Source organism: Pseudomonas sp. S2_H10 (assembly GCF_054668285.1).
This window is the reverse complement of the sequence record NZ_CP162754.1, coordinates 877,997-903,578: the sequence shown is the minus strand read 5'-3', so window position 1 is coordinate 903,578 and position 25,582 is coordinate 877,997. Positions and strand designations below refer to the sequence as shown.

The following is a 25,582-nucleotide window of genomic DNA, read 5'->3' as shown; positions in this document are numbered from 1 at the left end:
ACAGATACCCGTTTAAGGATTTCCCAGAGGCGGTGCGGGCAACTGCGGCTTTAAAGTCACGTCCAGCGTTCGGCTGTCGGGCGGCCTCTGGTTTGCACCGATCTCCAGGCCGTTCGGTATCTCTACAACAATAAGAAGGTGAAAACATGAGTCACGAGACGGTCGATATCAAAGCGTGGATCGACAACCGACCGGTTGCCGGCTACCAGTGGCTCATCATGAGCCTGTGCTTCTTCATTGTTTTATTCGATGGGCTCGATGTGGCGGTCATGGGCTTTATCGCGCCTTCACTGATTCAGGAATGGGGATTGTCCAAAGCGGCGTTTGGCCCCGTCATGAGTGCCGGGATGGTCGGGCTCGCCATTGGAGCCTTGACCGCCGGCCCTTACGCTGACCGCGTGGGACGCAAGAAAGTGCTGCTGTTGGCGGTGACGGGGTTCAGTGTCTTGAGCCTGGCGTGTGCATTTGCGCGTAACCCCTATGAGCTGGCGGCCTTGCGGCTGTTGACCGGTGTGGCCCTGGGCGCCGCAATGCCCAACACCACCACGCTGCTTGCCGAGTACCTGCCGGAGCGCAATCGCTCGCTGTTCATCACCATCATGTTTACCGGATTCAACATGGGATCGGGGCTGGGCGGCTTGTTGGCAGCCTGGTTGATTCCCCTGCACGGCTGGAAGTCGGTGTTGCTCGCCGGCGGCATTCTGCCGCTGGTGCTGTTGCCGTTCCTCTGGTTGTTGCTGCCTGAGTCCGCACGTTTCCTGGCGGCGCGCAATGCGCCAGCCGCCCAGATCGCCAAGGTACTGAACAAGCTTGGCGGCAAATTCACGGCTACGACAAACTTCACCCTCGCCGAACCCCAGGCCCAGCACAAGGCGCCGGTGCGCATGCTGTTCACCGAACGTTATCGGGCCGGCACCCTGGCGCTTTGGCTGACCTATTTCATGGGCCTGCTGGTGATCTACCTGACCATGGGCTGGATGCCGACCCTGTTGCGTGAAGGCGGTCTGTCCATCGAGCGCGCCGCCACCATCACCGGCCTGTTCCAGATCGGCGGTACGGTCGGGGCGATCGTGGTGGGCTGGGTCATGGACCGACGCAATCCGAACGGCGTGATCGCCACCGCCTATGCGCTGGGCGGGGTGTTTATCCTGCTGCTGGGGGCTTTCAGCCTGGAGTCGAGCCTGCTGGCGCTTGGCGTGGTCGCCGCCGGTTTCTGCATGAGCGGCGCGCAGACTGGCCTCAACGCGTTTGCCCCGGGTTATTACCCGACGGAATTCCGTGCAACGGGCGTGAGCTGGATGCTCGGCATCGGTCGTTTCGGCGGTATCTTTGGTTCTCTCATCGGTGGTGCGGTGCTCAGCCTCGGGTTGGGCCTGCCGTTTCTGTTCGCCCTGTTGAGCGTGCCGGCCTTCATCGCCGCACTGGCGATCCTGGCCAACGGTCATGCACGGCGCCGGGTCAACCGGGCCCTGCTGGCGCAATAATCTTTTTCGAACACAGGAACTCATCATGGCACGCATTATCGGTGGCCTCGCTGTCTCCCATACACCTACCATCGGCTTCGCCGTCGATCACGATAAGCAGAACGAGGCGGCGTGGGCGCCGATTTTCGAAGGATTCGAACCGATCAAGGTGTGGTTGAAGGAGCAACAGCCGGATGTGCTGTTCTACATCTTCAACGACCATGTGACGTCGTTTTTCTTCGACCACTATGGCGCGTTCTCCCTGGGCGTCGATGAGCGTTACGAGGTCGCCGACGAGGGCGGCAATCCACGCTCGCTGCCTGCGGTGGGCGGGCATGCCGCGCTGTCGCGGCACATCGGGCAAAGCCTGATGGCCGATGAGTTCGACATGAGCTTCTTCCGCGACAAGCCGCTGGACCACGGTTTCTTTTCGCCGATGTCGGCGCTGTTGCCCTGTGATCCGGCGTGGCCGGTGCAAATCGTGCCGCTGCAGGTGGGGGTGTTGCAGTTCCCGATTCCCAGTGCGTTGCGCTGCTATAAGTTGGGCCAGGCCCTGCGTCGCGCGATCGAGAGCTATCCCGACGACTTGAAGGTGGCCATTGTCGCCACCGGCGGCGTGTCCCATCAGGTGCATGGCGAGCGCTGCGGTTTCAACAACCCGCAGTGGGACGAACAGTTCATCGATCTGCTGGTCAACGACCCGCTGCGCCTGACCGAACTGACCCACGCCGAATACGCCACCCTGGGCGGCATGGAAGGCTCGGAGGTGATCACCTGGCTGATCATGCGCGGCGCGTTGTCGGCCACGGTGAAAAATCTGCATCAGGACTATTACCTGCCGTCGATGACCGGTATCGCGACCCTGTTGCTGGAAAACCAGGATCGAGCGGTGCCTGCCGATGCCAACGCACGCCACTTGCAACATATGCAGCACCAGTTGGCCGGCATCGAAAAGCTCGAGGGCACCTATCCGTTCACCCTGGAACGCAGCGCCAAGGGCTATCGCCTGAACAAGTTCCTGCATCGCATGATCGAGCCGCAATGGCGCCAGCGTTTTCTCGAAACGCCGGAAGCGTTGTTCGATGAAGGTGGCCTGAGCGACGAGGAACGGGATCTGTTGCGCCGCCGTGACTGGCGCGGGCTGATTCAGTACGGGGCGATCTTCTTTGTGCTGGAGAAGCTCGCGGCGGTACTCGGGATTCCCAACTTGCAGGTTTATGCCGCCATGCGTGGGCAGAGCCTGGAGGACTTCATGAAAACCCGAAACCAGCAGGTGCTCTACTCGGTGGCGGGCAAAGGCCCGCGCTGATCATCAGCGGTTAATTCAGCGGCTCGTCCCGGGCCGCTATCCCTTTTTTCTGATCTTGCTGTGCCCGGTGATTGCGGGCGCAGGGCATTTCCTTTACCCCAAAAACCGGAAAACAATAACAATGAAAACCGCCGTCAATCATCGAATCGTCTGTTCGCTGGCAGCCATCTGCGCACTACCGCTGCAAGCATTCGCTGCGGGCTTCGTTGAAGATGCCAGCGCCAACCTGAACCTGCGCAACTTCTACATCAACCGCAACTTCACCAATCCTGCCTATCCGCAAAGCAAGGCCGAAGAGTGGACCCAGAACTTCATCCTCGACTTCCGCTCCGGCTTTACCCAGGGCCCGGTGGGTTTCGGGGTGGATGCGCTGGGGCTCTACTCGGTCAAGCTCGATGGCGGCAAGGGCACCGGTGGCACTCAGTTGTTGCCGATCCATGGCGACGGGCGTCCCGCCGATGATTTCGGTCGCCTGGCGGTGGCCGGGAAAATGAAAGTGAGCAAGACCGAACTGAAGGTCGGGGAGTGGATGCCGGTGCTGCCGATCCTGCGTTCCGACGACGGTCGCTCGTTGCCGCAAACCTTTCGTGGTGGTCAGGTCACTTCGCAGGAGGTCGACGGCCTGACCTTGTACGGCGGGCAGTTCCGGCAGAACAGTCCGCGCAACGATGCGAGCATGGAAGACATGTTCATGCAGGGCAAGACCGCGTTCACCTCCGATCGCTTCAACTTCGTCGGCGGCGAATACGGCTTCAACGAGAAGCGCACGATGATCGGGCTGTGGAACGCTGAACTCAAGGACATCTATCAGCAGCAATACCTGCAACTGGTCCACAGCCAGCCCCTGGGTGCCTGGACGCTGGGCGCCAATCTCGGCTACTTCTGGGGCCGCGAAGATGGCAGTGCTCGTGCCGGCGACTTGGACAACCGTACCGTCTCGGCGCTGCTGTCGGCCCGGTATGGCGGCAACACGTTCTATGTCGGCCTGCAAAAACTCACCGGTGACGATGCCTGGATGCGCGTCAACGGCACCAGCGGCGGCACCCTGGCCAATGACAGCTACAACAACAGCTACGACAACGCGCGGGAGAAGTCCTGGCAACTGCGCCACGATTACAACTTCGTCGCCCTCGGTATTCCCGGCCTGACCCTGATGAACCGCTACATCAGCGGCGACAACGTGCACACCGGCGCGATCACCGATGGCAAGGAGTGGGGGCGCGAAAGTGAACTGGGCTACACGGTACAGACGGGGCCGCTGAAAAGCCTCAACGTCAAATGGCGCAATTCGAGCATTCGCAAGAGCTTCAGCAGCAATGAGTTCGATGAGAACCGGGTGATCGTCAGCTATCCGATCAGTCTGTTGTAAGTTTCACCACCGCCATCGCGAGCAGGCTCGCTCCTGCATTGGACCGTGGTCAACTGTGGGAGTGAGCCTGCTCGTGGATCACCCGGCGAATCATATCCATCAAGACCTGAGCCACCGAGGAGTGCAGGCAGCCGTTGCGATAAGTCAAACCGATAGCCCGGGTGGTCTGGTTCAATTCCAGGGGCAAAATGCACAGCTCGCCCGAGGCTATCTCCTGTTCCAGTTGATGGGCGGACACGGCGGCGAGCATGTCCGAACGCAACAACAGGCCGCGAATGATCGCCATATCGCCGCTTTCCACCACAGGCCGGGGGGGCGCAATGCCGAACCGGGTAAAACATTCATCGAGCATCTGCCGGGCCGGCGAGCCGGCGCGAGGCAGCACCCAGCGGGCGGCACCCAGTTCATCGTGCAGCACGTTTCTCGAATACAGCGGATGACCGCGCCGCGCCACCACCACCATGTCTTCCGTGAGCAGCGCTTCGCCGACCAGGTCACTGGCGTAGGCTTCCGGGCGCAAGGCCCCAAAGACGAAATCGACATCACCGGCACGCAGCTCTGTGGCCAGCAGATCAAACGGACTTTCGTTGGTGATCACTTGGATGCCCGGGTGTTCGGCCATCATGCGCACCATGGCTTCGGGCAATATCCGGGTGCGGCCCAAGGGCAGGGCGCCGACGTGCACCACACCTTGCAAGGTGCCGCGCAGAGCGGTGATATCGGTCTCGATGTGGCGCAATTCGTTCAGCGCCCGACGGATCGCAAAGAGAATTTCGTGACTGGCACGGGTGGGTTGCAACCCGCGAGGCGTGCGCTCGAACAGCGGTTGGCGGCAACCACTTTCCATCACCTTGATGGTTGAACTGATGGCCGGCTGGCTCAGGCCGAGCAGGCTGGCGACGGTCTGCATGTGCCGGGTTTCGCAGAGTTTGACGAACACTTGCAGGCGCCGGGCCTGGAACAGGTACAGCGGCTCGACCGCGCGTTTATCCGCGCCATCGAGCAGTCGCGGCACACTGTCGAGCTCGGCCAGCACTCGACGTGCCCGCGGCAGCAAGCGCTCGCCGAAATCGGTCAGGCGCATGCCGTTGGCGTGGCGCTCGAACAGTGGCACGCCGAGTCGTGCCTCCAGCTCGGAGATCGACCGGGTCACCACCGACTGAGCGCGAAACAGCGCCACCGAGGCCCTGGAAACGCTCCCGTGATCGGCCACCCGGACGAAGGCGCGTATGTGCATCAGGCTGGGCAGTTCGGTGGATTCCATGGGGCACGGGCTCTGCAAAGGGGCATCTGCGCTGGACTATGCCGCCGCCCTGTGTGGATGGCAATAAAAAAAACGCATACCTCAAACACTTCAACGCATTACTCCTGGGGCGGGTCGCGGTGCGATGCTCGTTCGAAACGCAGGAGGAGAATCCGCAATGATCGAGTCACCGAAAAACGCGCTGGTCGTCAGCGCCCACTCTGCCGATTTCGTCTGGCGCGCGGGCGGTGCCATCGCGCTGCATGCGCAACAGGGTTATGCCGTGCATATCGTCTGCCTGTCCTTCGGTGAGCGCGGTGAGTCCGCCAAGCTGTGGCGCAAGGGCGAGATGAGCGAAGAGAAAGTCAAAAGCGCGCGGCGCGAAGAGGCCCAGGCCGCCGCCGATATCCTCGGTGCCAGCGTCGAGTTCTTCGACATCGGCGACTACCCGATGCGAGCCGACAAGGAAACGCTGTTTCGCCTGGCGGATGTGTTTCGTCGAGTCCAGCCCGAGTTCGTCCTCAGTCACTCGATCAAGGACCCTTACAACTACGATCACCCGCTGGCCATGAACCTGACGCAAGAGGCGCGCATCATCGCCCAGGCCGAAGGCTACAAGCCGGGCGAGAAAATTGTCGGTGCGCCGCCGGTCTACAGCTTCGAACCGCACCAGCCCGAGCAATGCGAATGGCGACCTGATGTGTTGCTGGACATCACCCCGGTCTGGGACAAGAAGTACGCCGCCATCCAGTGCATGGCCGGTCAGGAACACCTCTGGGAGTACTACACGCGCGTCGCCTTGCAGCGCGGTGTGCAGGCCAAGCGCAACGTAGGCATCACCTCCAGCCGTGACATCATTTATGGCGAGGGCTACCAGAGCATCTTCCCGCGTGTGACGGAGAACCTGGCATGAGCGAGCTGATCGGAAAGACCGGCATCGTCGTGCGCAACATCGCCAGGGCCGAGCAGGCGTTGGTCGATGAGCTGGGGCGCTTCGGTGTCGCGACCATCCACGAGTCGCAGGGGCGAAAAGGCCTGCTGACGTCTGCGATCACACCGATTCAAAGAGGGGTGGCCGTCAGCGGCTCGGTGGTCACGGTGCTGGTTGCACCGGGTGATAACTGGATGTTCCATGTGGCGGTGGAGCAGTGCCGCCCCGGCGATATCCTGGTGGTCGCCCCGAGCTCGCCGTGCAGCGACGGATACTTTGGCGACCTGCTTGCCACTTCGCTCAAGGCCCACGGCGTGCGTGCCCTGGTGATCGATGCCGGCGTGCGCGATACCCACACCCTGCGCGAGATGGGCTTTGCGGTCTGGTCCCGCGCCATCTGTGCCCAGGGCACGATCAAGGAAACCCTTGGCTCGGTCAACCTGCCGCTGGTGTGCGGCGGTCAATTGGTCAACCCGGGTGACGTGGTGGTAGCCGATGACGATGGCGTGGTCATCGTGCGTCGCGGCGAAGTGGCGCAGGTTGTCGAAGCCAGTCGCGCACGCGCCGATCTGGAAGAACAGAAAGCCTTGCGCCTGGCCAAGGGCGAATTGGGGCTGGACATCTACAACATGCGCCAACGCCTCGCGGAAAAGGGCCTGCGCTACGTCGACAGCTTCGATGAACTCGGAGACTGAGCATGGGCCAGACACGTATTCCTTGCCTCTTGATGCGCGGCGGGACCTCGAAAGGCGCGTACTTCCTGGCCCGCGACCTGCCTTCCGAGCAAGCGCTGCGCGACCGCGTATTGCTGGCGGTCATGGGCTCGCCGGATGCGCAGCAGATCGATGGCATCGGAGGCGGCGACTCGCTGACCAGCAAGGTGGCGATCATCAAGCCCTCCGCGCGCGCCGATGCCGATGTCGATTACCTGTTCGCGCAAGTGTTGGTCGATGAGCCGCGAGTCGATTACGGACAGAACTGCGGCAACATCCTTGCCGGTGTCGGGCCATTCGCCATTGAGCGCGGCCTGGTCGCAGTGGCGGGTGAGGTAACCTCGGTACGCATCTTCATGGAAAACACCGGGCAGATCGCGATTGCTCAGGTACCGACACCGGATGGCGACGTCTGCTATGCGGGCGACGCACGGATAGACGGCGTGCCAGGGTACGCCGCGCCGTTGATCGTGGAGTTCGAGGATGTCGCCGGCTCCAGTTGCGGAGCATTGCTGCCCACCGGCAACGCGGTCGATGTGTTCGATGGTGTAGAGGTCACCTGCGTCGACAATGGCATGCCGGTCATCCTCATCCGTGCCGTGGACCTTGGGCTCAGTGGCTACGAGCAACCTGGGCAACTGGATGCCGACACCCGGTTGAAGGCCCGGCTTGAATCGATCCGTTTGCAGGCCGGTCCACGCATGAACCTGGGGGACGTGAGCCAGCGCAACGTGCCCAAGATGTGCCTGATCGCACCCGCACAAGCAGGCGGGGCGCTCAGCACCCGCACCTTCATTCCACACCGGTGCCATACCAGCATCGGCGTGTTCGGTGCGGTCAGTGTGGCGGTTGCCTGCCTGATCGAGGGCAGTGTGGCGGTGGGGGTGGCGAGTGTCGTTCAGGGTGACACCAAGCAACTCTCGGTCGAACACCCCACCGGAGAGTTCACCGTGGAATTGCGTCTTGGCAATGATCGTTTGGTGAGTTGCGGTCTGATGAGAACGGCCCGATTGCTTCTGGATGGGGCTGTTTGTGTTCCGCGGATGCTATGGCCTGGCAATCAGGGCAGTTAAGCGTTGTGTTGAAGCGCATCGATTAGCGCTTTTGAGCGAGAACGCTTGGCGTCGGCACCTACGGTCAGATCTGACCCTTAGACATCCTGACGTATCAGGCATGAAACTGTAGGTCACCTCACCGCAGCCGTAAGGTTTCAAACAGCGCGCGGTCTTATTTTTTTGCCGAGCGCGCATGGCGCCGAATCACTTGCAACAGGCATTCGGTGAAGCACACTGCCGGATTGCTCAGTGCGCCATTGCGACGCGTCACGATGCTCAGTTGTCGGGGCTCGAACTGCTCGGTCAGCCCCAGGGAGACCACTCGCCCCAGTTGAAAGCGCTGCGACCGTCACGTACTGGCCGACTGGCGCCTGTTACGAGGATGCGCCATCGACCCAAAGCCGACCGTGGTGACAGGCGGCTTTGGGTTTTAAACGACGCTAGCCTTTGCCCCCGCTGACACCGCCGCTACCGCTACCACTACCACCTCCTTGGCCATTGTTGACCTTGACCTGCGGCCCGACGCCATCTCCCGTACGGAATGTCGGTAATGCAACCGAGTTCACGAATTTCACGCCGTCCCAGCTGGGCAATGGCGTGGGCATCAACTGGAACTGACCCGGGTGCTCGGAGTCCCAGCGCAGCAGCATCGACGTGTCTTCATGCTGGGTGTTGTGGCAGTGCTCCATGTAGGTGCCGGCAAACTCACGGATGCGTATGGCCATTTCGACATTGTCGAGGCTGTCAGGATCGGAACCTACACGGTAGACATCCTTGCGCGCGCCTTTTTCCCAGGCGGGTGGTGTTTTGCCACCTCGACTGAGAATGATCCCTTCCTCGAAATGCACATGCACCGGGTGAGTCCAGCCATTGCCGCCGTTCTGGATCTTCCAGATCTCCAGCGTCCCTTCACCCTTGAACCCTGCCGGTGTCGGGCCAGTGGCCAGTTGCGGCGCAGCGGAAATCCGACGCGGGTCCATGTTGAAGCCTGGGCCGCCATCGGACTTGATCGACCAGGGCGTCAGGTCCGTGCCATCGGAGCGACCAAAGATAAAGGTGCGGTGCCGCGCCTGGGCAAGCCGGGCGATATCGGCAGGGTCATCACGGTGCAAGGGCAGCGGGATCATGAACTTGCCCTCGGGTTTGCCAGGCTTGGCGGGCTCGAAGTCGGCCGGATTCATGCTGACGTCCTGGCCGGTGTAAGGCTTGACGATCAATTGCATGAACATACCCACGCCCGGGTCACCGTTGATCCACTGTGGCCCGTGGCTGGTTTGCCTGACGACGGGCAGGTACCTGCCGGAGAGTACATCGGCCAATGGAACGTCACGCTTTGGAAGCTTGCCGTTTTCATGCTCCGCGATATTGACGAAGAAAATCCTGTCGCCCGGCTTGATGCCGTTCTGTGCGAAGTCGACGACGATGTCATAGCGCTCGGCAACGCCCAGCATCGGCAGAATGGCATTGTTGTCCTGTTTGTCGCCGTCGCCATCGAGGTCCAGGCTGCCATCGAACGGCACAGCGTGCTCCATGATGTTGCCGTCGTTGGCGATCATGTGGAACGGTACCCGGTTGTATGAAACCCCGGAGTTGTTCGGGCCGGGGAACTCGCCACCATTGCCATTGACCTGGCGCACCAGCGCCAGCTTGAAGAAGCGAGAAACCGATCCGTCGAGAATCCGCAAACGGTAGCGGCGGGCACGTACCTCCAGGAAGGGCTTGTACTCCCAGTTGGTCAGTACCTGGTCACCGAGAAAACCGTCGGTGTTGAAGGGGTTGAACCACAACTGGCCGGCCTGGTCCCAGGCCTTGTCGGCGATCGTCAGGTTGATGTCGTAGTCACGGTTACCCCAACCGAGCCCCGAACCGCTGGGCAAGCGCAGGTTGACCCCGTCGTCGACCGCCTCGTTGCCACGGTCCACGGCGCTGTAGTAGTTCATCATCGTCGCATTGCCCTTGTAGACATTCTGCGCGGTGAAATCGAGCATGTGGTCGTGGAACCAGTGGGTACTCATGGTTTCGCGCCAGTCGCCACGGATCTTGATGGTGCCGTGGTCGCAGGTCTTGAAGCCGGGGCTGGCATCGTTGACGAACAGCTTTTCACCGGGGTCGCACGGGAACGCCGCGCGCGGGTCTTCAGCCTTGGTGTTGATGGTGTCGTACCCGGCCAACTGGATCGGCCAGCGATAGTCGTAGTACTGGCCCGGGAAGAAGAACGCGTTGGTAAAGCCGTCGCTCTCCGCGGGGGAGTGGCCGTTGTGTTCATGGGTGGTGAGGGTGTGCAAGCCAAAGCCCCGGTTCGCCGCCGGATCAATGGGCAAGGCATCGTAATGACGCATCAGCATCGCCTGGCCATAGCGCACCAGGAGCAGTTTGGGCGGAAAGGTGCCGTCGAACGTCCACAGCGCATTGTGGTCCTGGACAGGGAAGTTGGGGTGAAACTGCACCTGAATGCCCTTGGTCGTGCCCTCGTTGTCCGGGCTGCCGTCGGTGTTGTGATAGAGCCCGCCTGGCGCGAATTCCCCCACGGCGTAGTTATGCCGTTGCATGCGATCACGCAAGCCGCTGTTGACGTGCGCGCCTGCTTGCACAGTCTTGAAGGCGTCGCGCGGGAGAAACTCATTGAAGCGCTGGTGCGACCAGCCTTTTCCCGGAGGCCGGCCTTCTGCGGGCGAATCGACTCGGCGATTGAGGAAGTCCTCGATCTGCGCCTTCCAGGGGTTGCGGTCCAGTACATTGGAGAACTCTGTCGGGAAGGGCGTCAACGCAGGCTGCCTGAGAAAGGCATCCAGCGCCGCCGGCGACGGGCCGCTACGCGCAACCTTCAATGGATCTTGTGCCGGTGCCGAGCCCACCGTCGGGACCGGAAACGGAACGGGTGATGGCGGGTCGGTCGGGTCCAGTCTGTTCGAGCCGAACTCCTCGAAAAGTTCAAGCTTCTGTGTAAACGGTTGAGCCCCGAAAACCGGGCTGGCATTACCGTTGGTTGGGATGTTGAAGCCGGTTTGCAGATTGGGTGGCAGCACATTGTCGACCAAGGGAGTCTTGCGGTTACCGCCGACTCCATTGGGCAAGTCGAAAGCGCCGACGTTTGCGGGAGGCTGCTTGAGCAAGTCCCTCGATGCGGCATTGGGGTCGGCGGGCGGATTGCTGAACGCCGATGGGTCGGTAGGTGGCGGGGGATCGGTGTTGTCGAGAGGGACCGCCCGGGCCTGGGACAAACCCAGCCCCAACATGATCGCGGCAGCAGAGATACTCAACGCCAGCCTGGTTTTGAACAATGGACTAGAATTCAACCTTGCGGTATCCAGTTTCATCGCAAACACCTCTGACGGATTCCTCGAAGCGCGTGGCGATGCATGGCCAACGAGCCACTGCTTCTGGCCCGACTGGCGAAATGCTTGATTTCGAGCCGGGATGAGAGCGATGCAAGACTCCTACCAGAAGTGACAGGTGGTGGCTATGGCGCAACGCCGCGCAGCCTTGTCAGCTGGCGTTTGGCGGGGATATGAGAAGCCAGGGTGAAACCCCCCGATGACGGGGGATGTTCCCCAATGCAGGGTGCAATTTTTGGGCGGGGCGGGCTAAGAGAAGAGACCATTTTCTGAAGGTTTCGATTAGCGCTTTTGGCTGATCTCTGCCGGTCTGCCCGGCAGCCAGGCTGAACTGCAGAAATTTGCTTGGTATAGCCGCAATGAATTGCCAGCATCCCCCCATAAGAGGCGACAATCGGGCGAGCACGATGGCAAATGGCTACATATAATGAGCGCCACTATCTTTGCGGCCGGACAGTAGCAGCCTCAACGAATTTCGATGAAATGCCTGGCGGTTTCACCCTGCCGGTCGAATAAAGGAAATCACACATGGCCGTGATAAGAGGCACTACGAACAACGATGATCTGGTCGGGACACGTGAGCCTGACAGCATTATCGGTCTGGCGGGGGATGACATTCTCGACGGCGGTGTAGGTCTGGACACGCTGGATGGCGGTGACGGGGATGATATTTACATTCTCGACAAGATCCCCGAGCTGAAGTCTGGCTTTACCAATGTATCCGGAGTTTCCGGTTTCACGAGCCCCTTCTACTCCACGATCAGCTACTGGAGTGGCGGTCAACTGCAAATCGACGCCATGTTCTTTTCTGAATCATCCGGACTGTATTGGGGCCAAGGCACCTACGCCGCCCGTGGCGGCAAGTTTGTCACCGCGTGGTTTTCCATTGAGTCTGAAGGGGGATTGGCCTCCGAACAGAACGTCAGCGACAGCTTCTTCTACAACTACCACATAGATCAGGACCAAATAGTGGACAGTGGTGGTACCGACCTGGTCAAGTCCAGCCTGCCCACCTACACCCTGGGCAGCACCCTGGAAAACCTGGAGCTGACAGGCAGCGAAAATATCAATGGTGACGGTAACGACCTGAACAACCGGCTGACCGGCAACAGCGGCAAGAACATCCTGATGGGCTACGGTGGCGACGATGTCCTGGACGGAGGCACAGGTGCCGACTTGATGCAGGGCGGCGACGGGGACGACACCTATTACGTCGACAATTCCGGCGATGTGGTCAGCGAAACCAGCACAGGCGGCTTTGACCTGGTCGCCTACTCCCTCGCCAGTTACGTGCTCGGTGCCAATATCGAGAGTGGCCGCATTCTCTCGACCGGGACCTCCAACCTGGGCGGCAACGCTCTCGACAACGTGCTCTACGCAGGTAGCGGCAATAATAGTCTCTTCGGTAATACAGGCTTCGATACTGTTTCCTATGAGTATGCGGACGCTGTCACCATCAATCTGGGCATCACCGTCGCGCAAGTCACGGGCGGCTCCGGCACGGATACCCTGGGAACCATCGAGGCGGTGATCGGCAGCCAGTTCAACGACACCCTGATCGGTAACGCGCAAGACAATACCCTGGATGGCAATGTCGGCCGTGATGTTGTCAGGGGCGAAGGCGGCAACGATACCCTGATGGCTGAAGGGGGGTATTCGGCGACGTTGGAGTCGATTGACTACGGCAAGACATACGATGAATCCGGCAATCTGATCAGCGGCTTTGACTTCTGGTTCTACCACGGCGAAACCCTCGACGGTGGCACCGGCAACGATTTCGTCAGTTATGCCAATGCCCAATCGAGCGTGGTCGTGAACCTGGCCAGCGGCCTTGGGTATGCAACGGGTGCCATTGCTCTGCTTAACAGCAGACCTCCTCCGGGCACCGGCATCGGGAACTTCATCAACGACGTGGAACACGCCATCTCAGACTTTGCCGACCAGTTGTGGAGTATCGAAAACATCATCGGCAGTAGTTTCAATGATGTTCTGACCGGCGATGATGGGGCCAATATCCTCAGCGGCAGGTCGGGTGCGGACACTTTGATTGGCGGACTCGGCAACGACGCCTACTACGTTGACAATATTGGCGATGTTGTTCGCGAAACCGATGCGACGCTCAGCAGCGGTGGTACCGATACGGTCCATAGCGCTCTCAATGCCTACACCCTTGGCGCCAATGTCGAGAACGGTCGCCTCACCGCCACCGGGGTTGCCGCTCTCACCGGCAACAGCCTCAATAACACCCTCATTGCCGGGGCCGGCAACAACGTTCTCAATGGCATGAGCGGCGTCGACACGGTCTCCTACATCTATGCCGGCAGTGCAGTTACTGTCAGCCTGGCCGTGACTACGGCCCAGGCAACCGGCGGATCAGGCTCCGACACCCTGATCGCCATCGAGAATCTCACGGGCTCGAACTACGACGACACGCTCATGGGTAGTGCCGCAGCCAATCTGCTCTATGGTGGCACCGGCAATGACGTTTTGAACGGCGGCGCAGGCCTCGACAGAATGACGGGCGGTGAGGGTTCAGACACCTACTACGTCGACAACACCGGCGACGTCGTGATTGAAACCAATGCCACGGCCAGCACCGGCGGCAACGACACGGTCTACAGTTCGCTCAGCGCCTACACCCTCGGCGCCAATGTCGAGGAGGGTCGCATCCTCGCCACCGGCGTCGCCGCCCTGACGGGCAACAGCCTCAACAACACTCTCTATGCCGGGGCCGGCAACAACGTCCTCAATGGCAGTACCGGCGTCGACATCGCCTCCTACATTTATGCCGGCAGCGCAGTTACCGTCAGCCTGGCCCTGACCACAGCCCAGGCAACCGGCGGTTCAGGCTCAGACACGCTGCTGGCCATCGAAAACCTCACAGGCTCCGATTACAACGACAAACTCACAGGTAACGCCGCAGCCAACCTGCTCAACGGTGGTGCCGGCAATGACGTTCTGGATGGCGGCGCAGGCCTCGACAGGCTGATGGGCGGAGACGGTTCTGACATCTACTACGTCGACAACGCGGGTGACGTTGTGATTGAAACCAATACGACGGTCAGCACCGGCGGCAGCGACACGGTCTACAGCGCTCTCGGCGCCTACACCCTCGGCGCCAATGTCGAGAACGGTCGCATTCTCGCCACCGGAGTCGCTGCCGTGACGGGCAACGACCTCAACAACACCCTCTATGCCGGGGCCGGCAACAACGTCCTCAATGGCAGCACCGGCGTCGACACGGTCTCCTACGCCTATGCCGACAGTGCAGTCACCGTCAGCCTGGCTGTGGCAACGGCCCAGGCAACCGGCGGATCAGGCTCAGACACCCTGGTAGCCATCGAAAACCTCACGGGCTCCAACTACAACGACAAGCTTACGGGTAACGCCGCAGCGAACCTGCTCAATGGTGGCGCCGGCAATGACGTTTTGAATGGCGGCGCAGACCTCGACCGGATGACCGGCGGTGATGGTTCCGACCTCTACTACGTCGACAACATTCGTGACGTCGTGGTTGAAACCAATGCCACGGCCAGCACCGGCGGCAGCGACACGGTCTACAGCTTTCTCAGCGTCTACACCCTGGGCGCCAATGTCGAGAACGGGCGCCTCCTCACGAGCGGGGTCGCCGCCCTTGCGGGCAACAGCCTCGACAACACGCTCTATGCCGGGGCCGGCAACAACGTCCTGGATGGCAGCACCGGCATCGACACCGCCTCCTACCTCTTTGCCGGCAGCGCCGTCACTGCCAGCCTGGCGCTGACCACGGCCCAGGCCACCGGTGGTTCAGGCGCAGACACCCTGCTGGCCATCGAAAACCTCACCGGCTCCAGCTACAACGACAGGCTCACGGGCAACGCCACCGCCAACCTGCTGAACGGTGGAAGCGGGAACGACATCCTGATCGGCGGGATGGGCAAGGATGTTCTCATCGGTGGCGCCGGCAACGACATCTTCGATTTCAACGCCGTCGCTGAAACGGGGCTGACCAGTTCCACTTGGGACATCATCAGCGACTTCACCCGAGGGGCCGACAAGATTGACCTGTCGACGCTGGACGCCAACACCGCGACGGTCACCAATGAAGCCTTCAATTCGATCATCGGCAGTACCGCAGCCTTCAGTGCGGCCGGCCAGTTGAAGGTTTCAGCGGGCGTGCTCTACGGCAATACCGATGCCGACAGCGCCGCCGAATTCGCCATCCAGATTGTCGGTCTCAACAGCGCGACCACGGCGGACTTTATACTCTGACTGGCGGATCTGGCATCTGGCAATCTGGCGCCTGGCGAATCACTCTTGATTTGCCAGGCGCATCTGATGACTGTGTCCTTTTGGCCGTTTTCTGCCCGTCGCGAGGGGCAGAAAACGACTGTGGATTCAACATCACTTCTTCGCAGGGGATGGCACAAGTATCCGTGCCACCCCCTGCAATCGTGCCTCCCGTGATTACTGGCTGGAGCGAATGGCCCCGCCGTCGATCAACAGGTTCTGCCCGGTCAGGTAGCTGGCATGGCTACTGCAGACGAAGGCGCACAGCGCGCCGAATTCCTCGGGTGAACCGAAGCGTCTGGCCGGAATTTCGCTGCGGCATTCGTCAAGGAATGCCTCGCTGTCTTGCCCCGTTTCCTGTGCGGCGGCGACCAGGTTGCCGCGCAGTCGATCGGTGTCGAACGAGCCCGGTTGCAGGTTGTTGATCGTCACGTTGCGACTGGCAATGTTGTCTTGCCGGGCAAGCCCTGCGATGAACCCCGTGAGGCCACTGCGTGCGCCGTTGGACAGGCCCAGGCTTTCGATGGGGGACTTCACGGCGCTCGAGGTGATGTTGATGATCCGGCCAAAACCGCGTGCCGCCATGCCGTCTACGGTGGCCTTGATCAGCTCGATGGGGGTCAGCATGTTGGCATCCAGCGCCTTGAGCCAGGCGTCACGGTTCCATTCGCGGAAGTCCCCGGGAGGAGGGCCGCCGGCGTTGTTGATCAGGATATCGAAATGCTCATGGGCCTTGAGCGCGGCCGCCCGGCCCTCGGGCGTGGCAATGTCTCCGGCCACGGCGATGACCGTCACTTCAGGGTTTATCGCCCTGAGCTGACGGGCGGTTGCATTGAGCGTGTCCTCGCCCCGTGCGGTGATCACCACGTTCACGCCTTCGCTGACGAGTGCCTGTGCGCAGGCTTTGCCCAGGCCTTTGCTGGCGGCGCACACCAGCGCCCAGCGTCCTGCAATTCCAAGATTCATGCGTGTGTTCCTGACTGAAAGAAGCTCAAATGAAACGCTGGCCTGTTCATGCGTGATCCACCGCTACGGACAGGTTTGGCGATCGCGCACCGATGCCCATGAAGCGCCGTACCCGCTCACCTTCAGCCTCGCAGCGAATGGTTTCAGGGGCGGCATCGAGTTGAATATTGCCGTTCTCCATGAAAATCACCCGATCGGAGATCGACATGGCAAAGTCCATTTCGTGGGTCACGATCAGCATGGTCATGCCTTCCTTCGCCAGGTCGCGGATCACGTTGAGCACGTCGTTGACCAGTTCCGGATCGAGGGCCGAGGTCGGTTCGTCGAACAGCATGATCTGCGGTTCCATCGCCAGGGCCCGGGCGATTGCCACGCGCTGTTGCTGGCCGCCGGAGAGCTGGTGCGGGTACTTGTGGGCATGGGCCAGCAGGCCGACCTTGTCCAGCAGCGCATAGGCGCGATGCTCGCTGAGTTCGCCCGGCTGGCCGTGGTAACGCGGTGCCAGGGTGATGTTGTCGAGAATGGTGCGGTGCGGGAACAGGTTGAAGTTCTGGAACACCATGCCGATTTGCCGCACGCCTTTGCGCAGGCGGGCGCTGTTGGGTTTGTCCGAAGCTTCGATGAACGTTTCGCCGAACAACTGGATATCGCCGGTATCGATGCTTTCCAGGCCGTTGACCGTGCGGATCAGCGAAGTCTTGCCGGAGCCGGATGGCCCGATGATCGAGACCACCTGGCCGTAATCGACATTCAGGTCGATGCCCAGCAGCACCTTGTGCGTGCCATAGCTCTTCTGGATGTTGTTCAGTTGCAGGATCGGCGTCGTGTTGTTGCCTGTGGCTTTGCGAGCAATGTCGGGCAAGGCTTCGGCGCTGGCCTTGAACCTGGCGATGGTGGCGTCGTCGAGGGTGTGCGGCTTGCGGAAGTTCAGGTCCAGGTAGCGCTCCAGGCGCTGCAGGAAATAGCCGAATACGGTGACGATCAGCACGTAGTAGACGCCAACCGCCGCCAGGGTTTCCATGACCAGGAAGTTGGTGGCGTAGAGGCGTTGGCCGACCGTGAGGATCTCGGTCAGGGAGATGACCGAGACCAGCGAGGTCAGCTTGACCACGGTGATGTATTCATTGATCAGCGTGGGCAGGGAAATGCGGAAAGCCTGGGGAATCACGATCAGGCGCTGCATGCCGAACAGGCCGACACCCAGCGCGCGTCCGGCTTCCTTTTGGCCCTTGGCCACGGAGATCAGGCCGCCACGATGGATCTCCGCCATGTACGCCGCTTCAGTGACCACCAGGGCCAGCAGGCCTGAGTAGAAAGGGTTGGACAGAATCGGTCCGCTGCCGGGAAACAGCTGCGGCAGGTTGTAGACGAACACCACCAGCACCAGCAACGGGATGCTGCGGAAAAACCAGATGTAGACCGCTGCGGGAATGCGCAGCAAGGGCGACTGGGACAGCTTGGCCGAGGCCAGGACAAAACCCAGCAGCATGCCGATGAACCAGGCCAGGGCGCTGAGCTGGACCACCGTGACACAGGCATTCCAGAAGTCCGGCAGGGAGAACAGCGAGAAGAAATACGACCAATCGAATTGCATGGGACACCTCGATCTGCCGCCCCCGTGCAGGGGCGGCAGATAACCAGACTACAAGGGCAGGTTCTTAGTGGGCGGTCGGTTCTTCCAGGCCATATTTCTTGAGGATTGCGGCGTATTCACCGCTCTTTTTCGTCTCCTCGAAGGCCTTCTGCACGGCCTGGTAGGTTTCGTCGTTGCCTTTCTTGACGAAGATGCCCAGGGTCTGCTGATAGATCGGGTGCTCGGTGGTAATCACGACACGGCCACCGGTTTTTTCCGCGATCATTTTGGCGGCGCCGGCGATTTCGACCTGGGCCTGGATGTTCCTGGACAGCAGGGCCTGGGTCACTTCGGGGGCCGAAGGGTACTCGCTGACGGTGATCGCGCCTTTGTTGTTCGGCACGCAGTATTCGTCGGACAGCTTCCTGAATTCCTTGACCCAGGTCGTGCCCTGTTCCAGGCCCAGTTTCAGGCCGCACAGGTCTTCAGGTTTTTTCGCATTGATCTCGCTGCCCTTGGGCACCATGACCGCGGCGCCGGTGTTGGCATAGGCGATGGTCTGGGCCTGGGTCTGGCGCTCCGGCGTGATGTACATGCCGGAAATGATCGCGTCGTACTTGCCGGAGTTCAGGCCCAGGATCAGGCTCGGGAACTTGGTGTCGACGAACTCGACCCTGGCGTTCATGTGTTTGGCCAGGGCCGTTGCGAGCTCGGGGTCGGAACCCACCACGTTCTTGTCCTTGTCATAGGACTCGAAAGGCGGGTAGGTGATTTCCATGCCGACCTTGAACGTGTCACCGGCGGCCATGCTCACCGAGGCGCCGAACAGGCCGGCTGCCAATACAGCCAGGCTCAAAAGGTTTTTCTTGTTGTTTTTCATTTTTACTGACTCCGGCGTAGGTAGGGATGTAGCTGAAAACTGCAATCAGGACGGTTGCACCTGATTTTTCAAATGTCCGAAACTGGCGGGCTTGCGTGCCTTGCCTGGCAGTTGAACGTCCCCGTTGGCCACCCTTTGGCGCAGATACTGATAGGTCTGCAGCGCCTGGCCATACATGTGTTCGCCGATCGTGATCTCTTCGTAGTCGTTGCCGGCCTGGGCGAAGCCGGGCAGCGGTTTGATCTGGGTGTGGTAGTCGCAGGCATAAAACAGCGGGAAGGAATAACGCTCCTCCTTCACGCTGCGCACCCGGTGCGCCGTAGCCACGAACGCGCCTGCGGTCATCACTTCGAGCATGTCGCCGATGTTGACCACAAAGGCATCGGCGATCGGTGGTGCATCGATCCATTGGCCAAGGTTGTTCATCACCTCGAGGCCCGGTTTATCGGCCAGCAGGATGGTGAAGCACTCGTAATCAGTATGGGCGCCAAGTCCCGGTGCGTCATGGGCCGCACCGTCGAACGGGTAGTGGATCAGGCGCAGTTTGGACGGTGGCCGGGTGACCAGGCTGTCGAAGTAGTTTTCTTCCAGGCCCAGGGTCAGGGCGAAGCCGCCGAACAGGCGCCGGCCCAGGGCGAAGATCGCTTCATAGTAGGCCTGCACCGATGCCTTGAAACCTGCCAGCTGCGGCCAGTCGTTGGGCCCCAGCAATGGCGTGTTGGCCAGCACCAGCGGGTCGTCGGCCGGGACTTCGAAGCCGACGTCGAAGGCTTCCTTGTGGTCCGGCTTGCCCTTGGAATAGACCTCTTCGCCTTCGGGTACAAAGCCCTTGTGGGTTTGCGAGGTGCCGATGTAGTGCTGCATCTTGGTGTCGAGGGGCTGGTCGAAAAAGTCTTTCGCAGCCTTGCGCAGGTTGGCGATCAGTTGCGGGTCGATGCCGTGATCGGTGATGTAGAGGAACCCGACTTCGCTGGCGGCGCGCCCCAATTGTTCGGCCACGGCCAAGCGGTGTTCCAGTTCAAAGCTGAACAGACCGGCGATGTTGACCACCGGGATGCTGTTGAAGTTGGCTTTTTGTGTGTCAGTACTGGCGCTGTTGTTTTTATTGTCAGGCATGACGCATCGGCTCCCTAAGGATGGCTGGAGTGGTGGAATCGCTCGAAATGTTCGCGTTCGGTCTGGCCCATCCACACGTTCAACGACCACAGGTCGGCGACCGGGACATTGGTGAAGGGCAGGTGATGCAGGTAGCCGTCGGCACCGAATTCCGGGGTCAGGGTGCTGACCTGGTAACCGCGGGCTTGCTGCGAGCGCCAGATGCTTTCCCAATGCTGCTGATGGAAGGCCAGTTCCCTGGCATATTCCGGCGCGGCAGGGTGCGGAACCTGCGGCCCCTGGTCGTAACCGACCCGTGCCTGGATATGGTGAACCCGCTCGACGAAAGCGCTGAGGTCATCGGCCGGGTCGTTCAACAGACGCTCGCAGGTCACCACCCAATGGCTGATGTCACTGGTGAACAACAGGTCGGGCAGTTGCCGGATCAACTCCAGGGTCACCCAGGGGTTGAACAGCGAACGCGAGCGGTGAGTTTCGAAACTGCAGACCTGGCCGTGCTTGCGCGCCAGCTCCAGCGCCTGGCCAAAAAACTCCACTTGCTGCGGCAAGGACCAGCGGTCGTTGCCCGCCAGCACGTTGACGAAACGCGGGGAGAGATCAGCGGCCAAGGCCAGTTTGTGGTCGAGGTCAACGAGGTGCACGGCAGGCGTTGCCGACTGCTCCGGCAGCACGTCGTACGCGGTGAAGACAGTGCTGATATAGCCCACGCGATTGGCCTTCAGAAAGGCAGCAAACTCGGCCCGTTCACGGGCGTCCAGTGGCAGGCGTGCTTCCATGCCGTCAAAGCCCGCTTGCAGCAACTCTTCGAGTGCCTGAGCCTTGCTGGCGGTGTAACCCCACAGCGTGCGAAAAATTTCCAGCTTCATCGGTGATCCTCAAAAATCCCAGGGCCTACTGCAAAAGCACTTCGACGGCACCCGCCGATCAAGCGGCGGGTTCGCTGTGGAGCCGATGTTAGGCACAGGCGGAGCGACGAAAGAATCCGAAAATTCAAATGAATACTTCAGGTATTCAATAACCAATAGCTGGCTATTTATCTGGCTTGCAGGCGGGGGGGTTACAGCCGAAGACCTGTCTGCGTTGGGTATTAGCGAGGAGTGCCGGTATTACGACATCATTTTGAAGACTGCCAAGCGACAATGGGCCGTGGCTCTGTGGCCGAGCAAGGCGGCGCACTTGAGTCCATCGCCGGCAAGCTGTAGTGGTTCAGTTTTTTTGAACCGCTCTGTAGGAGCATTAAGCCGCTTGCTGCTCAAATAGCGCAGGCGGCAGGTGGTTTGAAGCGGAATGGCAACGGCGATGGTTGTAATGTGAGATGAAGCCCATCACATCCTTCTCCGCTTCGAAATGATTTTGGTAGCCGTTTTCTGGCATCCAATCGTGCTTCAACGTCCTGAAATAGCGCTCAACCACCGCGTTATCCCAGCAGTTGCCTCGACGACTCATGCTCTGAACGATCCGGTTTTCTGCCAGACATGCAACAAATCGATCAGCGGTGTATTGGCAGCCCTGGTCGGAGTGAAATAGCAACTCAGGCATCGGACGGCGTAACGCCACTGCCAGCTTAAGTGCTTTCATAGACAGCTCAGTATCAGCGGTTCGCGAACAAGCCCACCCCACGATCCTGCGTGAAAACAGGTCCATCACCACGGCCAGATACAACCAGCCGCTCCCCACCTTGATGTAAGTGATGTCGCCTGCCCAAAGCGTGTCAGGCCGGACCGGATTGAAACGACGATCAAGTATGTTCGGTGCAGCGACTGCCGGCTTCGTCGCACGGCGATAATGGGCGTAGCGAGGCCTACGCCGGTGCAAACCGAAGGTCTTGATCAAGGTGCGCATTCGATAGCGGCCAATGAAAATGCCTTCTTTTCTTAATTCCTTGGATAGCCCGCGAGTACCTAACGCTTTGCGATGCTCCTTATGCAATGCACGGAGTTTGCGCCCCAGCCATCGCTGCGCAGGTAGCAACAGTTCGGGTTTGCGCTTCACGTAATAGCTGCTGCGGGCCAGACCGAACACGGCGCACATACGCCTAATCGACATCGCGCCTCTAACGCCATCAATCACTTGGTTCGACCAAACAGAACCTTTAGATGAGAGGGCAATTGCTTTTTTAGCACTTGGTTCTCAGCTTCGAGTAGCGCCAATTTCGCCTGAAGCGACTCGATCAGTTCCTGATCCTGCAGTCGAGGAGGTTGCACCATCCCTTCCTGCTCTCGCCGCCAACGCGAAACCCAGCGGCGCAGGGCTGTAGCGCCAACACCGGTAGTTTCACAGGCTTTAGGTATGGAGTAATCCATTTCCACAACCAAACGGATCGCCTCCGCTTTTTCCTCAGATGTAACAACCCGATATCCCATGATGATTCCTAAAGTCGACGCTCCTACATCATGGTCCAAAAACATTTGACCACTACAAGCCGGCTCCTACAGGTATTACGCGATCCTTTGTAGGAGCCGGCTTGCCGGCGATGATCGTTAACGATAACGCGTATGAACTGGATAAACGCGGCGTACTGGAGTCCATCGCCGGCAAGCCGGCTCCTACAGGTATTACGCGATCCTTTGTAGGAGCCGGCTTGCCGGCGATGATCGTTAACGATAACGCGTATGAACTGGATAAACGCGGCGTACTGGAGTCCATCGCCAGCAAGCCGGCTCCTACAGTTTTCCGTGGTGTCGAACTAGCGACGATAGTAGCGGTCATCGTCGTCGTAGCGGCGATGGCGCTCCCAGTCGCCATGGCGTTCGGCTTCTCGACGGGCTTGTTCTCTGCGCCATTGTTCTCTACGCCACTGATCCCTGCGCCAGTCGTCCCGGCGCCAATCGTCTCGACGATCGTGCCAGCGGCCGTCATGCCAATAACGGTCGTCATGGGCAAGCAACGGGCCGGATTGCTTGCCGGGCATAGCGGCCAGGGTCGGCCAGGGGTTGTCGGCGGCCTGGACCGGGGCCTGGACGGCCACGACCTCAGTGGCGAGCGCAGGGGGCGAGGTCTTCATCTGTGCTGCCGATGCCGAGCCCACCGCCGCGAACGCGAACAGGCCGAAGAGCACCATCCGTGGGTCATGGAATTTCATGAGCGAATTCAACCTCTGATTGACAATTGGGCGTGTGGCACCTGGTTCGCGAAGCCTTCGTGCTCGCAAAGTGGATATGCCTGTCCACATAGACCGATTAATAGGAAAAAGTTCTAGGGAGCCGCTGCTTGATAGCCAACGGTGTCCGTTTTCGGCCCGAGGATTCTTGCGTGGGTGGTGGCAATAGCCTGTCGCATGCGGCCTATGCGATGACGCCTGCGGACATCCTGTTCGGTTGGCTGACCGATCCAAGGGCCGAGAGGGTGTTCAATTTGCGACAGGTTACATTTCTGTTAACGACCATACGATTTCGAATAGAAAACATAACGCCATGATTTATAAGAAATAATTAGAATTTACATGTGTGTTCTTACAGTATTTTCTGTGTATACATAAAAAATACAAAGCATTGACGACACCCGAAACCCGTGCGAATCTGAATTCAACAACAAGCCGTAACCGCTGATTTGACTGCCTTGGGAGGTCATTGTGAAAAACGGCAAGAGCACTCTTTACGACGACCTCAAACGTCAGATCCTCACGATGGAACTCGATCCTGACGAGGCGCTGGATGAGGTTGCCATCAGCGAGCGGTACGGGCTGTCGAGAACTCCGGTGCGAGAAGTATTTCGGCGTCTCGCGGGTGAGGGGTACATCGACATCAGGGAAAACCGCGGTGCCCGGGTGATTCCCATGAACCACTCGACGCTGCGAAACTTTTTCCTGGTCGCCCCCATGGTGTACGCCGCGATAGGTCGCCTGGCCGTGCAGAATTTCAAGGCTCATCAACTGGTCGACCTGAAGGAAACGCAACGCCGTTTTCGTGCAGCGACGATTTCACGCGACGCTCTGATGATGGTCGTGGAAAACAATCGATTCCACGCAATCATGGGTGAAATGTCAGGTAACCAGTACCTCGAGCCCAGCCTCGAAAGACTGCTGATTGATCACGCACGCATTGGCCATACTTTTTTCCGCCCTCGCGACGAGGACATGGAACAACGGCTGGAGCTTTCCGCAGAGCACCACGATTGTTTTATTGAAGCCATTGAGAAGCGTGACGAAAGCGCTGTAGTCGATCTGGTTTTCGAACATTGGGAACTTTCTCGCGAAAACATGGAAATGTTTATCGCGCCCCACGGGATGAAGGCAGACCTGCCACTTTCTCTTAAATAATACCGACCTTCGCCTGAAGAGTTTGAGGGTCGATGCAAGTTGATGCCGAAGAAGACACGGCATTGAATATCAATCCGGCTATGGATTGATAGGCAACAACAACTGAAACAGATGGTGAGCTTATAGCTGTGCACCACGGGCCTCTATTGTCTAGAGACTACTATCAATAAGTTTAAACGTAGATCGAGGAACGCCATGAAGAAGATTTGGAAGGCAGTCTGTGCGGTCGCGATGATGGGCATGGTCATGCTGCCTGTTCACGCGGAAGAAAAAACAATCACCATGGGTACCTTGACCTGGGAAGACTTGACACCTATTACCGGTATTACCAAAAAGGTGCTTGAAGACTCCGGTTATAGCGTAAAAGTCATTGAGTTCTCCGAGTGGGGTATCGCTTATGCCGCTCTGACCAAAGGTGATATCCAGGTTCTTGCCTCTCAAACTGATTACGCGGCGAATGACTACTGGAATAAAAACAAGAATCGCCTGGAAAAACTCTCTCCGGTTTCTTATGGCCTTTACCAGGCGATCGCCGTACCTAAATACGTCGACATCGATTCAATCGAACAACTCAATGACAACGCCGAGAAGTTCGGCAACAAGATCATCGGTATCGAACCAGGTTCGGGCCTGATGAATGACGCGAGCAAGGCGGTCAAGGACTACGGCATCAAGCTGCAATTGCTCGAAGGCAGTACCGCTGCCATGACCGCGGCATTGAAATCGGCGGTCGATCGTAAAGAGTGGGTTGCAGTCACTGTGTGGGAGCCTTCATGGATGGCGCAGAAGTTCGACCTGAAGTTCCTCAAGGATCCAAAAGGTGTCTTCCCGCCGCCACAAGGTTACTACTGGATTGGTCATAAGGATTTCTCCAAGGAGTACCCACGTGCACGTGAAGTCATGGCCAGCGTCTACGTGCCGATCGCAGATATCACTGCAATCAACGGTGAAGTAAAGGACGGCAAGACCATGGAGCAAGCCATTCAGGGCTGGACCGATGGGCACGCAGATCTGTTGAAGCGCTGGGAAAACATAAAGAAATAACGAGCCACTTTTTAAACGCCACTGCCGCCCTTTGATTCATTAGAAAAACCAGAAAAAC

Annotated in this window: 19 protein-coding genes and 1 pseudogene; 9 read left to right on the top strand and 11 right to left on the bottom strand. The window is 59.6% G+C overall.

The features are described from left to right. Positions 1 to 146: 146 nt before the first annotated feature. The 3 genes from AB4O16_RS03950 (at position 147) to AB4O16_RS03940 (ending at position 4,141) form a co-directional block, all read left to right on the top strand. Positions 147 to 1,484, top strand: coding sequence for an MFS transporter (locus AB4O16_RS03950; RefSeq protein WP_460157058.1), 1,338 nt, complete (start codon positions 147 to 149; stop codon positions 1,482 to 1,484). A gap of 25 nt (positions 1,485 to 1,509) precedes the next feature. After that, the gene (locus AB4O16_RS03945) at positions 1,510 to 2,772 is read left to right on the top strand and encodes a gallate dioxygenase (RefSeq protein WP_460157057.1); all 1,263 of its coding nucleotides are present in this window, start codon (positions 1,510 to 1,512) and stop codon (positions 2,770 to 2,772) included. A gap of 121 nt (positions 2,773 to 2,893) precedes the next feature. Beyond that, positions 2,894 to 4,141 carry an OprD family porin gene (locus AB4O16_RS03940; RefSeq protein WP_460157056.1) on the top strand — a complete coding sequence of 416 codons (1,248 nt, stop codon included), beginning with the start codon at positions 2,894 to 2,896 and terminating at the stop codon, positions 4,139 to 4,141. Positions 4,142 to 4,190: 49 nt separating this feature from the next. Here the strand turns inward: AB4O16_RS03940 and AB4O16_RS03935 are convergent, their stop codons facing one another. After that, on the bottom strand, positions 4,191 to 5,405 hold the full coding sequence (locus tag AB4O16_RS03935; RefSeq protein ID WP_160385857.1) for a LysR family transcriptional regulator: 1,215 nt from the start codon (positions 5,403 to 5,405) through the stop codon (positions 4,191 to 4,193). Between the two features lie 157 nt (positions 5,406 to 5,562). Between AB4O16_RS03935 and galB the strand changes: the two genes are divergently transcribed. From galB to AB4O16_RS03920, 3 genes are read left to right on the top strand one after another with little or no spacing between them, the layout of a single operon-like run. After that, positions 5,563 to 6,297: a 4-oxalmesaconate hydratase gene (galB, locus tag AB4O16_RS03930; protein WP_160385856.1), complete on the top strand. Its 735-nt coding sequence runs from the start codon at positions 5,563 to 5,565 to the stop codon at positions 6,295 to 6,297. Further along, complete coding sequence (locus AB4O16_RS03925) at positions 6,294 to 7,010, top strand: 4-carboxy-4-hydroxy-2-oxoadipate aldolase/oxaloacetate decarboxylase (RefSeq protein ID WP_460157055.1); 717 nt, start codon at positions 6,294 to 6,296, stop codon at positions 7,008 to 7,010. The genes galB and AB4O16_RS03925 overlap by 4 nt, the downstream gene beginning before the upstream one ends. 2 nt (positions 7,011 to 7,012) lie before the next feature. Next, complete coding sequence (locus AB4O16_RS03920) at positions 7,013 to 8,101, top strand: 4-oxalomesaconate tautomerase (RefSeq protein ID WP_460157054.1); 1,089 nt, start codon at positions 7,013 to 7,015, stop codon at positions 8,099 to 8,101. 154 nt (positions 8,102 to 8,255) lie between these two features. On the opposite strand, the pseudogene AB4O16_RS03915 reads toward AB4O16_RS03920, so the two are convergent. Next, positions 8,256 to 8,414: pseudogene (locus AB4O16_RS03915) on the bottom strand (LysR family transcriptional regulator); the annotation flags it as partial. A 109-nt stretch (positions 8,415 to 8,523) separates the two neighbouring features. Then, positions 8,524 to 11,400: a multicopper oxidase domain-containing protein gene (locus tag AB4O16_RS03910; RefSeq protein WP_460157053.1), complete on the bottom strand. Its 2,877-nt coding sequence runs from the start codon at positions 11,398 to 11,400 to the stop codon at positions 8,524 to 8,526. Between the two features lie 546 nt (positions 11,401 to 11,946). Here AB4O16_RS03910 and AB4O16_RS03905 point away from each other — a divergent pair. Beyond that, a complete protein-coding gene (locus AB4O16_RS03905; protein ID WP_460157052.1) occupies positions 11,947 to 15,669 on the top strand; it encodes a beta strand repeat-containing protein in 3,723 nt (1,240 codons plus the stop codon). 195 nt (positions 15,670 to 15,864) lie between these two features. Here AB4O16_RS03905 and AB4O16_RS03900 read toward each other — a convergent pair whose 3' ends face one another. The 8 genes from AB4O16_RS03900 to AB4O16_RS03865 form a co-directional block, all read right to left on the bottom strand. Next, entirely contained in the window at positions 15,865 to 16,653 is a 789-nt protein-coding gene (locus AB4O16_RS03900; protein ID WP_460157051.1) for an SDR family oxidoreductase, read from the bottom strand. Between the two features lie 46 nt (positions 16,654 to 16,699). Continuing rightward, positions 16,700 to 18,247, bottom strand: coding sequence for an amino acid ABC transporter permease/ATP-binding protein (locus AB4O16_RS03895; protein ID WP_460157050.1), 1,548 nt, complete (start codon positions 18,245 to 18,247; stop codon positions 16,700 to 16,702). 64 nt (positions 18,248 to 18,311) lie between these two features. After that, complete coding sequence (locus AB4O16_RS03890; protein WP_460157049.1) at positions 18,312 to 19,106, bottom strand: ABC transporter substrate-binding protein; 795 nt, start codon at positions 19,104 to 19,106, stop codon at positions 18,312 to 18,314. Positions 19,107 to 19,151: 45 nt separating this feature from the next. After that, complete coding sequence (locus AB4O16_RS03885) at positions 19,152 to 20,222, bottom strand: isopenicillin N synthase family dioxygenase (RefSeq protein WP_160386360.1); 1,071 nt, start codon at positions 20,220 to 20,222, stop codon at positions 19,152 to 19,154. A 14-nt stretch (positions 20,223 to 20,236) separates the two neighbouring features. Then, a complete protein-coding gene (locus tag AB4O16_RS03880) occupies positions 20,237 to 21,088 on the bottom strand; it encodes a sugar phosphate isomerase/epimerase family protein (protein WP_160386358.1) in 852 nt (283 codons plus the stop codon). Positions 21,089 to 21,458: 370 nt separating this feature from the next. Then, positions 21,459 to 22,253 (bottom strand): IS3 family transposase, encoded by a 795-nt coding sequence (locus AB4O16_RS03875; protein WP_460156202.1) that lies wholly within the window; start codon positions 22,251 to 22,253, stop codon positions 21,459 to 21,461. Positions 22,254 to 22,288: 35 nt separating this feature from the next. Then, positions 22,289 to 22,630, bottom strand: coding sequence for a transposase (locus tag AB4O16_RS03870; protein WP_460156201.1), 342 nt, complete (start codon positions 22,628 to 22,630; stop codon positions 22,289 to 22,291). Positions 22,631 to 22,908: 278 nt separating this feature from the next. Then, positions 22,909 to 23,304 (bottom strand): hypothetical protein, encoded by a 396-nt coding sequence (locus AB4O16_RS03865; RefSeq protein ID WP_460157048.1) that lies wholly within the window; start codon positions 23,302 to 23,304, stop codon positions 22,909 to 22,911. A 489-nt stretch (positions 23,305 to 23,793) separates the two neighbouring features. On the opposite strand from AB4O16_RS03865, the gene AB4O16_RS03860 reads away from it, so the two are divergent. Further along, positions 23,794 to 24,480, top strand: coding sequence for a GntR family transcriptional regulator (locus AB4O16_RS03860; RefSeq protein ID WP_460157047.1), 687 nt, complete (start codon positions 23,794 to 23,796; stop codon positions 24,478 to 24,480). 195 nt (positions 24,481 to 24,675) lie between these two features. After that, a complete protein-coding gene (locus AB4O16_RS03855; protein WP_460157046.1) occupies positions 24,676 to 25,524 on the top strand; it encodes a glycine betaine ABC transporter substrate-binding protein in 849 nt (282 codons plus the stop codon). Positions 25,525 to 25,582: the final 58 nt, after the last annotated feature.

What these genes read in the sequence shown, in the direction of transcription:
- AB4O16_RS03945 (WP_460157057.1), top strand. Translation starts at nt 1,510, where the DNA reads ATGGCACGCATTATCGGTGGCCTCGCTGTCTCCCATACACCTACCATC.
- AB4O16_RS03855 (WP_460157046.1), top strand. Translation starts at nt 24,676, where the DNA reads ATGAAGAAGATTTGGAAGGCAGTCTGTGCGGTCGCGATGATGGGCATG.
- AB4O16_RS03900 (WP_460157051.1), bottom strand. Translation starts at nt 16,653, where the DNA reads ATGAATCTTGGAATTGCAGGACGCTGGGCGCTGGTGTGCGCCGCCAGC.
- AB4O16_RS03880 (WP_160386358.1), bottom strand. Translation starts at nt 21,088, where the DNA reads ATGAAGCTGGAAATTTTTCGCACGCTGTGGGGTTACACCGCCAGCAAG.
- AB4O16_RS03905 (WP_460157052.1), top strand. Translation starts at nt 11,947, where the DNA reads ATGGCCGTGATAAGAGGCACTACGAACAACGATGATCTGGTCGGGACA.
- AB4O16_RS03890 (WP_460157049.1), bottom strand. Translation starts at nt 19,106, where the DNA reads ATGAAAAACAACAAGAAAAACCTTTTGAGCCTGGCTGTATTGGCAGCC.
- AB4O16_RS03875 (WP_460156202.1), bottom strand. Translation starts at nt 22,253, where the DNA reads ATGTGCGCCGTGTTCGGTCTGGCCCGCAGCAGCTATTACGTGAAGCGC.
- AB4O16_RS03885 (WP_160386360.1), bottom strand. Translation starts at nt 20,222, where the DNA reads ATGCCTGACAATAAAAACAACAGCGCCAGTACTGACACACAAAAAGCC.
- AB4O16_RS03910 (WP_460157053.1), bottom strand. Translation starts at nt 11,400, where the DNA reads ATGAAACTGGATACCGCAAGGTTGAATTCTAGTCCATTGTTCAAAACC.
- AB4O16_RS03920 (WP_460157054.1), top strand. Translation starts at nt 7,013, where the DNA reads ATGGGCCAGACACGTATTCCTTGCCTCTTGATGCGCGGCGGGACCTCG.
- AB4O16_RS03950 (WP_460157058.1), top strand. Translation starts at nt 147, where the DNA reads ATGAGTCACGAGACGGTCGATATCAAAGCGTGGATCGACAACCGACCG.
- AB4O16_RS03940 (WP_460157056.1), top strand. Translation starts at nt 2,894, where the DNA reads ATGAAAACCGCCGTCAATCATCGAATCGTCTGTTCGCTGGCAGCCATC.
- AB4O16_RS03935 (WP_160385857.1), bottom strand. Translation starts at nt 5,405, where the DNA reads ATGGAATCCACCGAACTGCCCAGCCTGATGCACATACGCGCCTTCGTC.
- AB4O16_RS03895 (WP_460157050.1), bottom strand. Translation starts at nt 18,247, where the DNA reads ATGCAATTCGATTGGTCGTATTTCTTCTCGCTGTTCTCCCTGCCGGAC.
- galB (WP_160385856.1), top strand. Translation starts at nt 5,563, where the DNA reads ATGATCGAGTCACCGAAAAACGCGCTGGTCGTCAGCGCCCACTCTGCC.
- AB4O16_RS03865 (WP_460157048.1), bottom strand. Translation starts at nt 23,304, where the DNA reads ATGAAATTCCATGACCCACGGATGGTGCTCTTCGGCCTGTTCGCGTTC.
- AB4O16_RS03870 (WP_460156201.1), bottom strand. Translation starts at nt 22,630, where the DNA reads ATGTTTTTGGACCATGATGTAGGAGCGTCGACTTTAGGAATCATCATG.
- AB4O16_RS03925 (WP_460157055.1), top strand. Translation starts at nt 6,294, where the DNA reads ATGAGCGAGCTGATCGGAAAGACCGGCATCGTCGTGCGCAACATCGCC.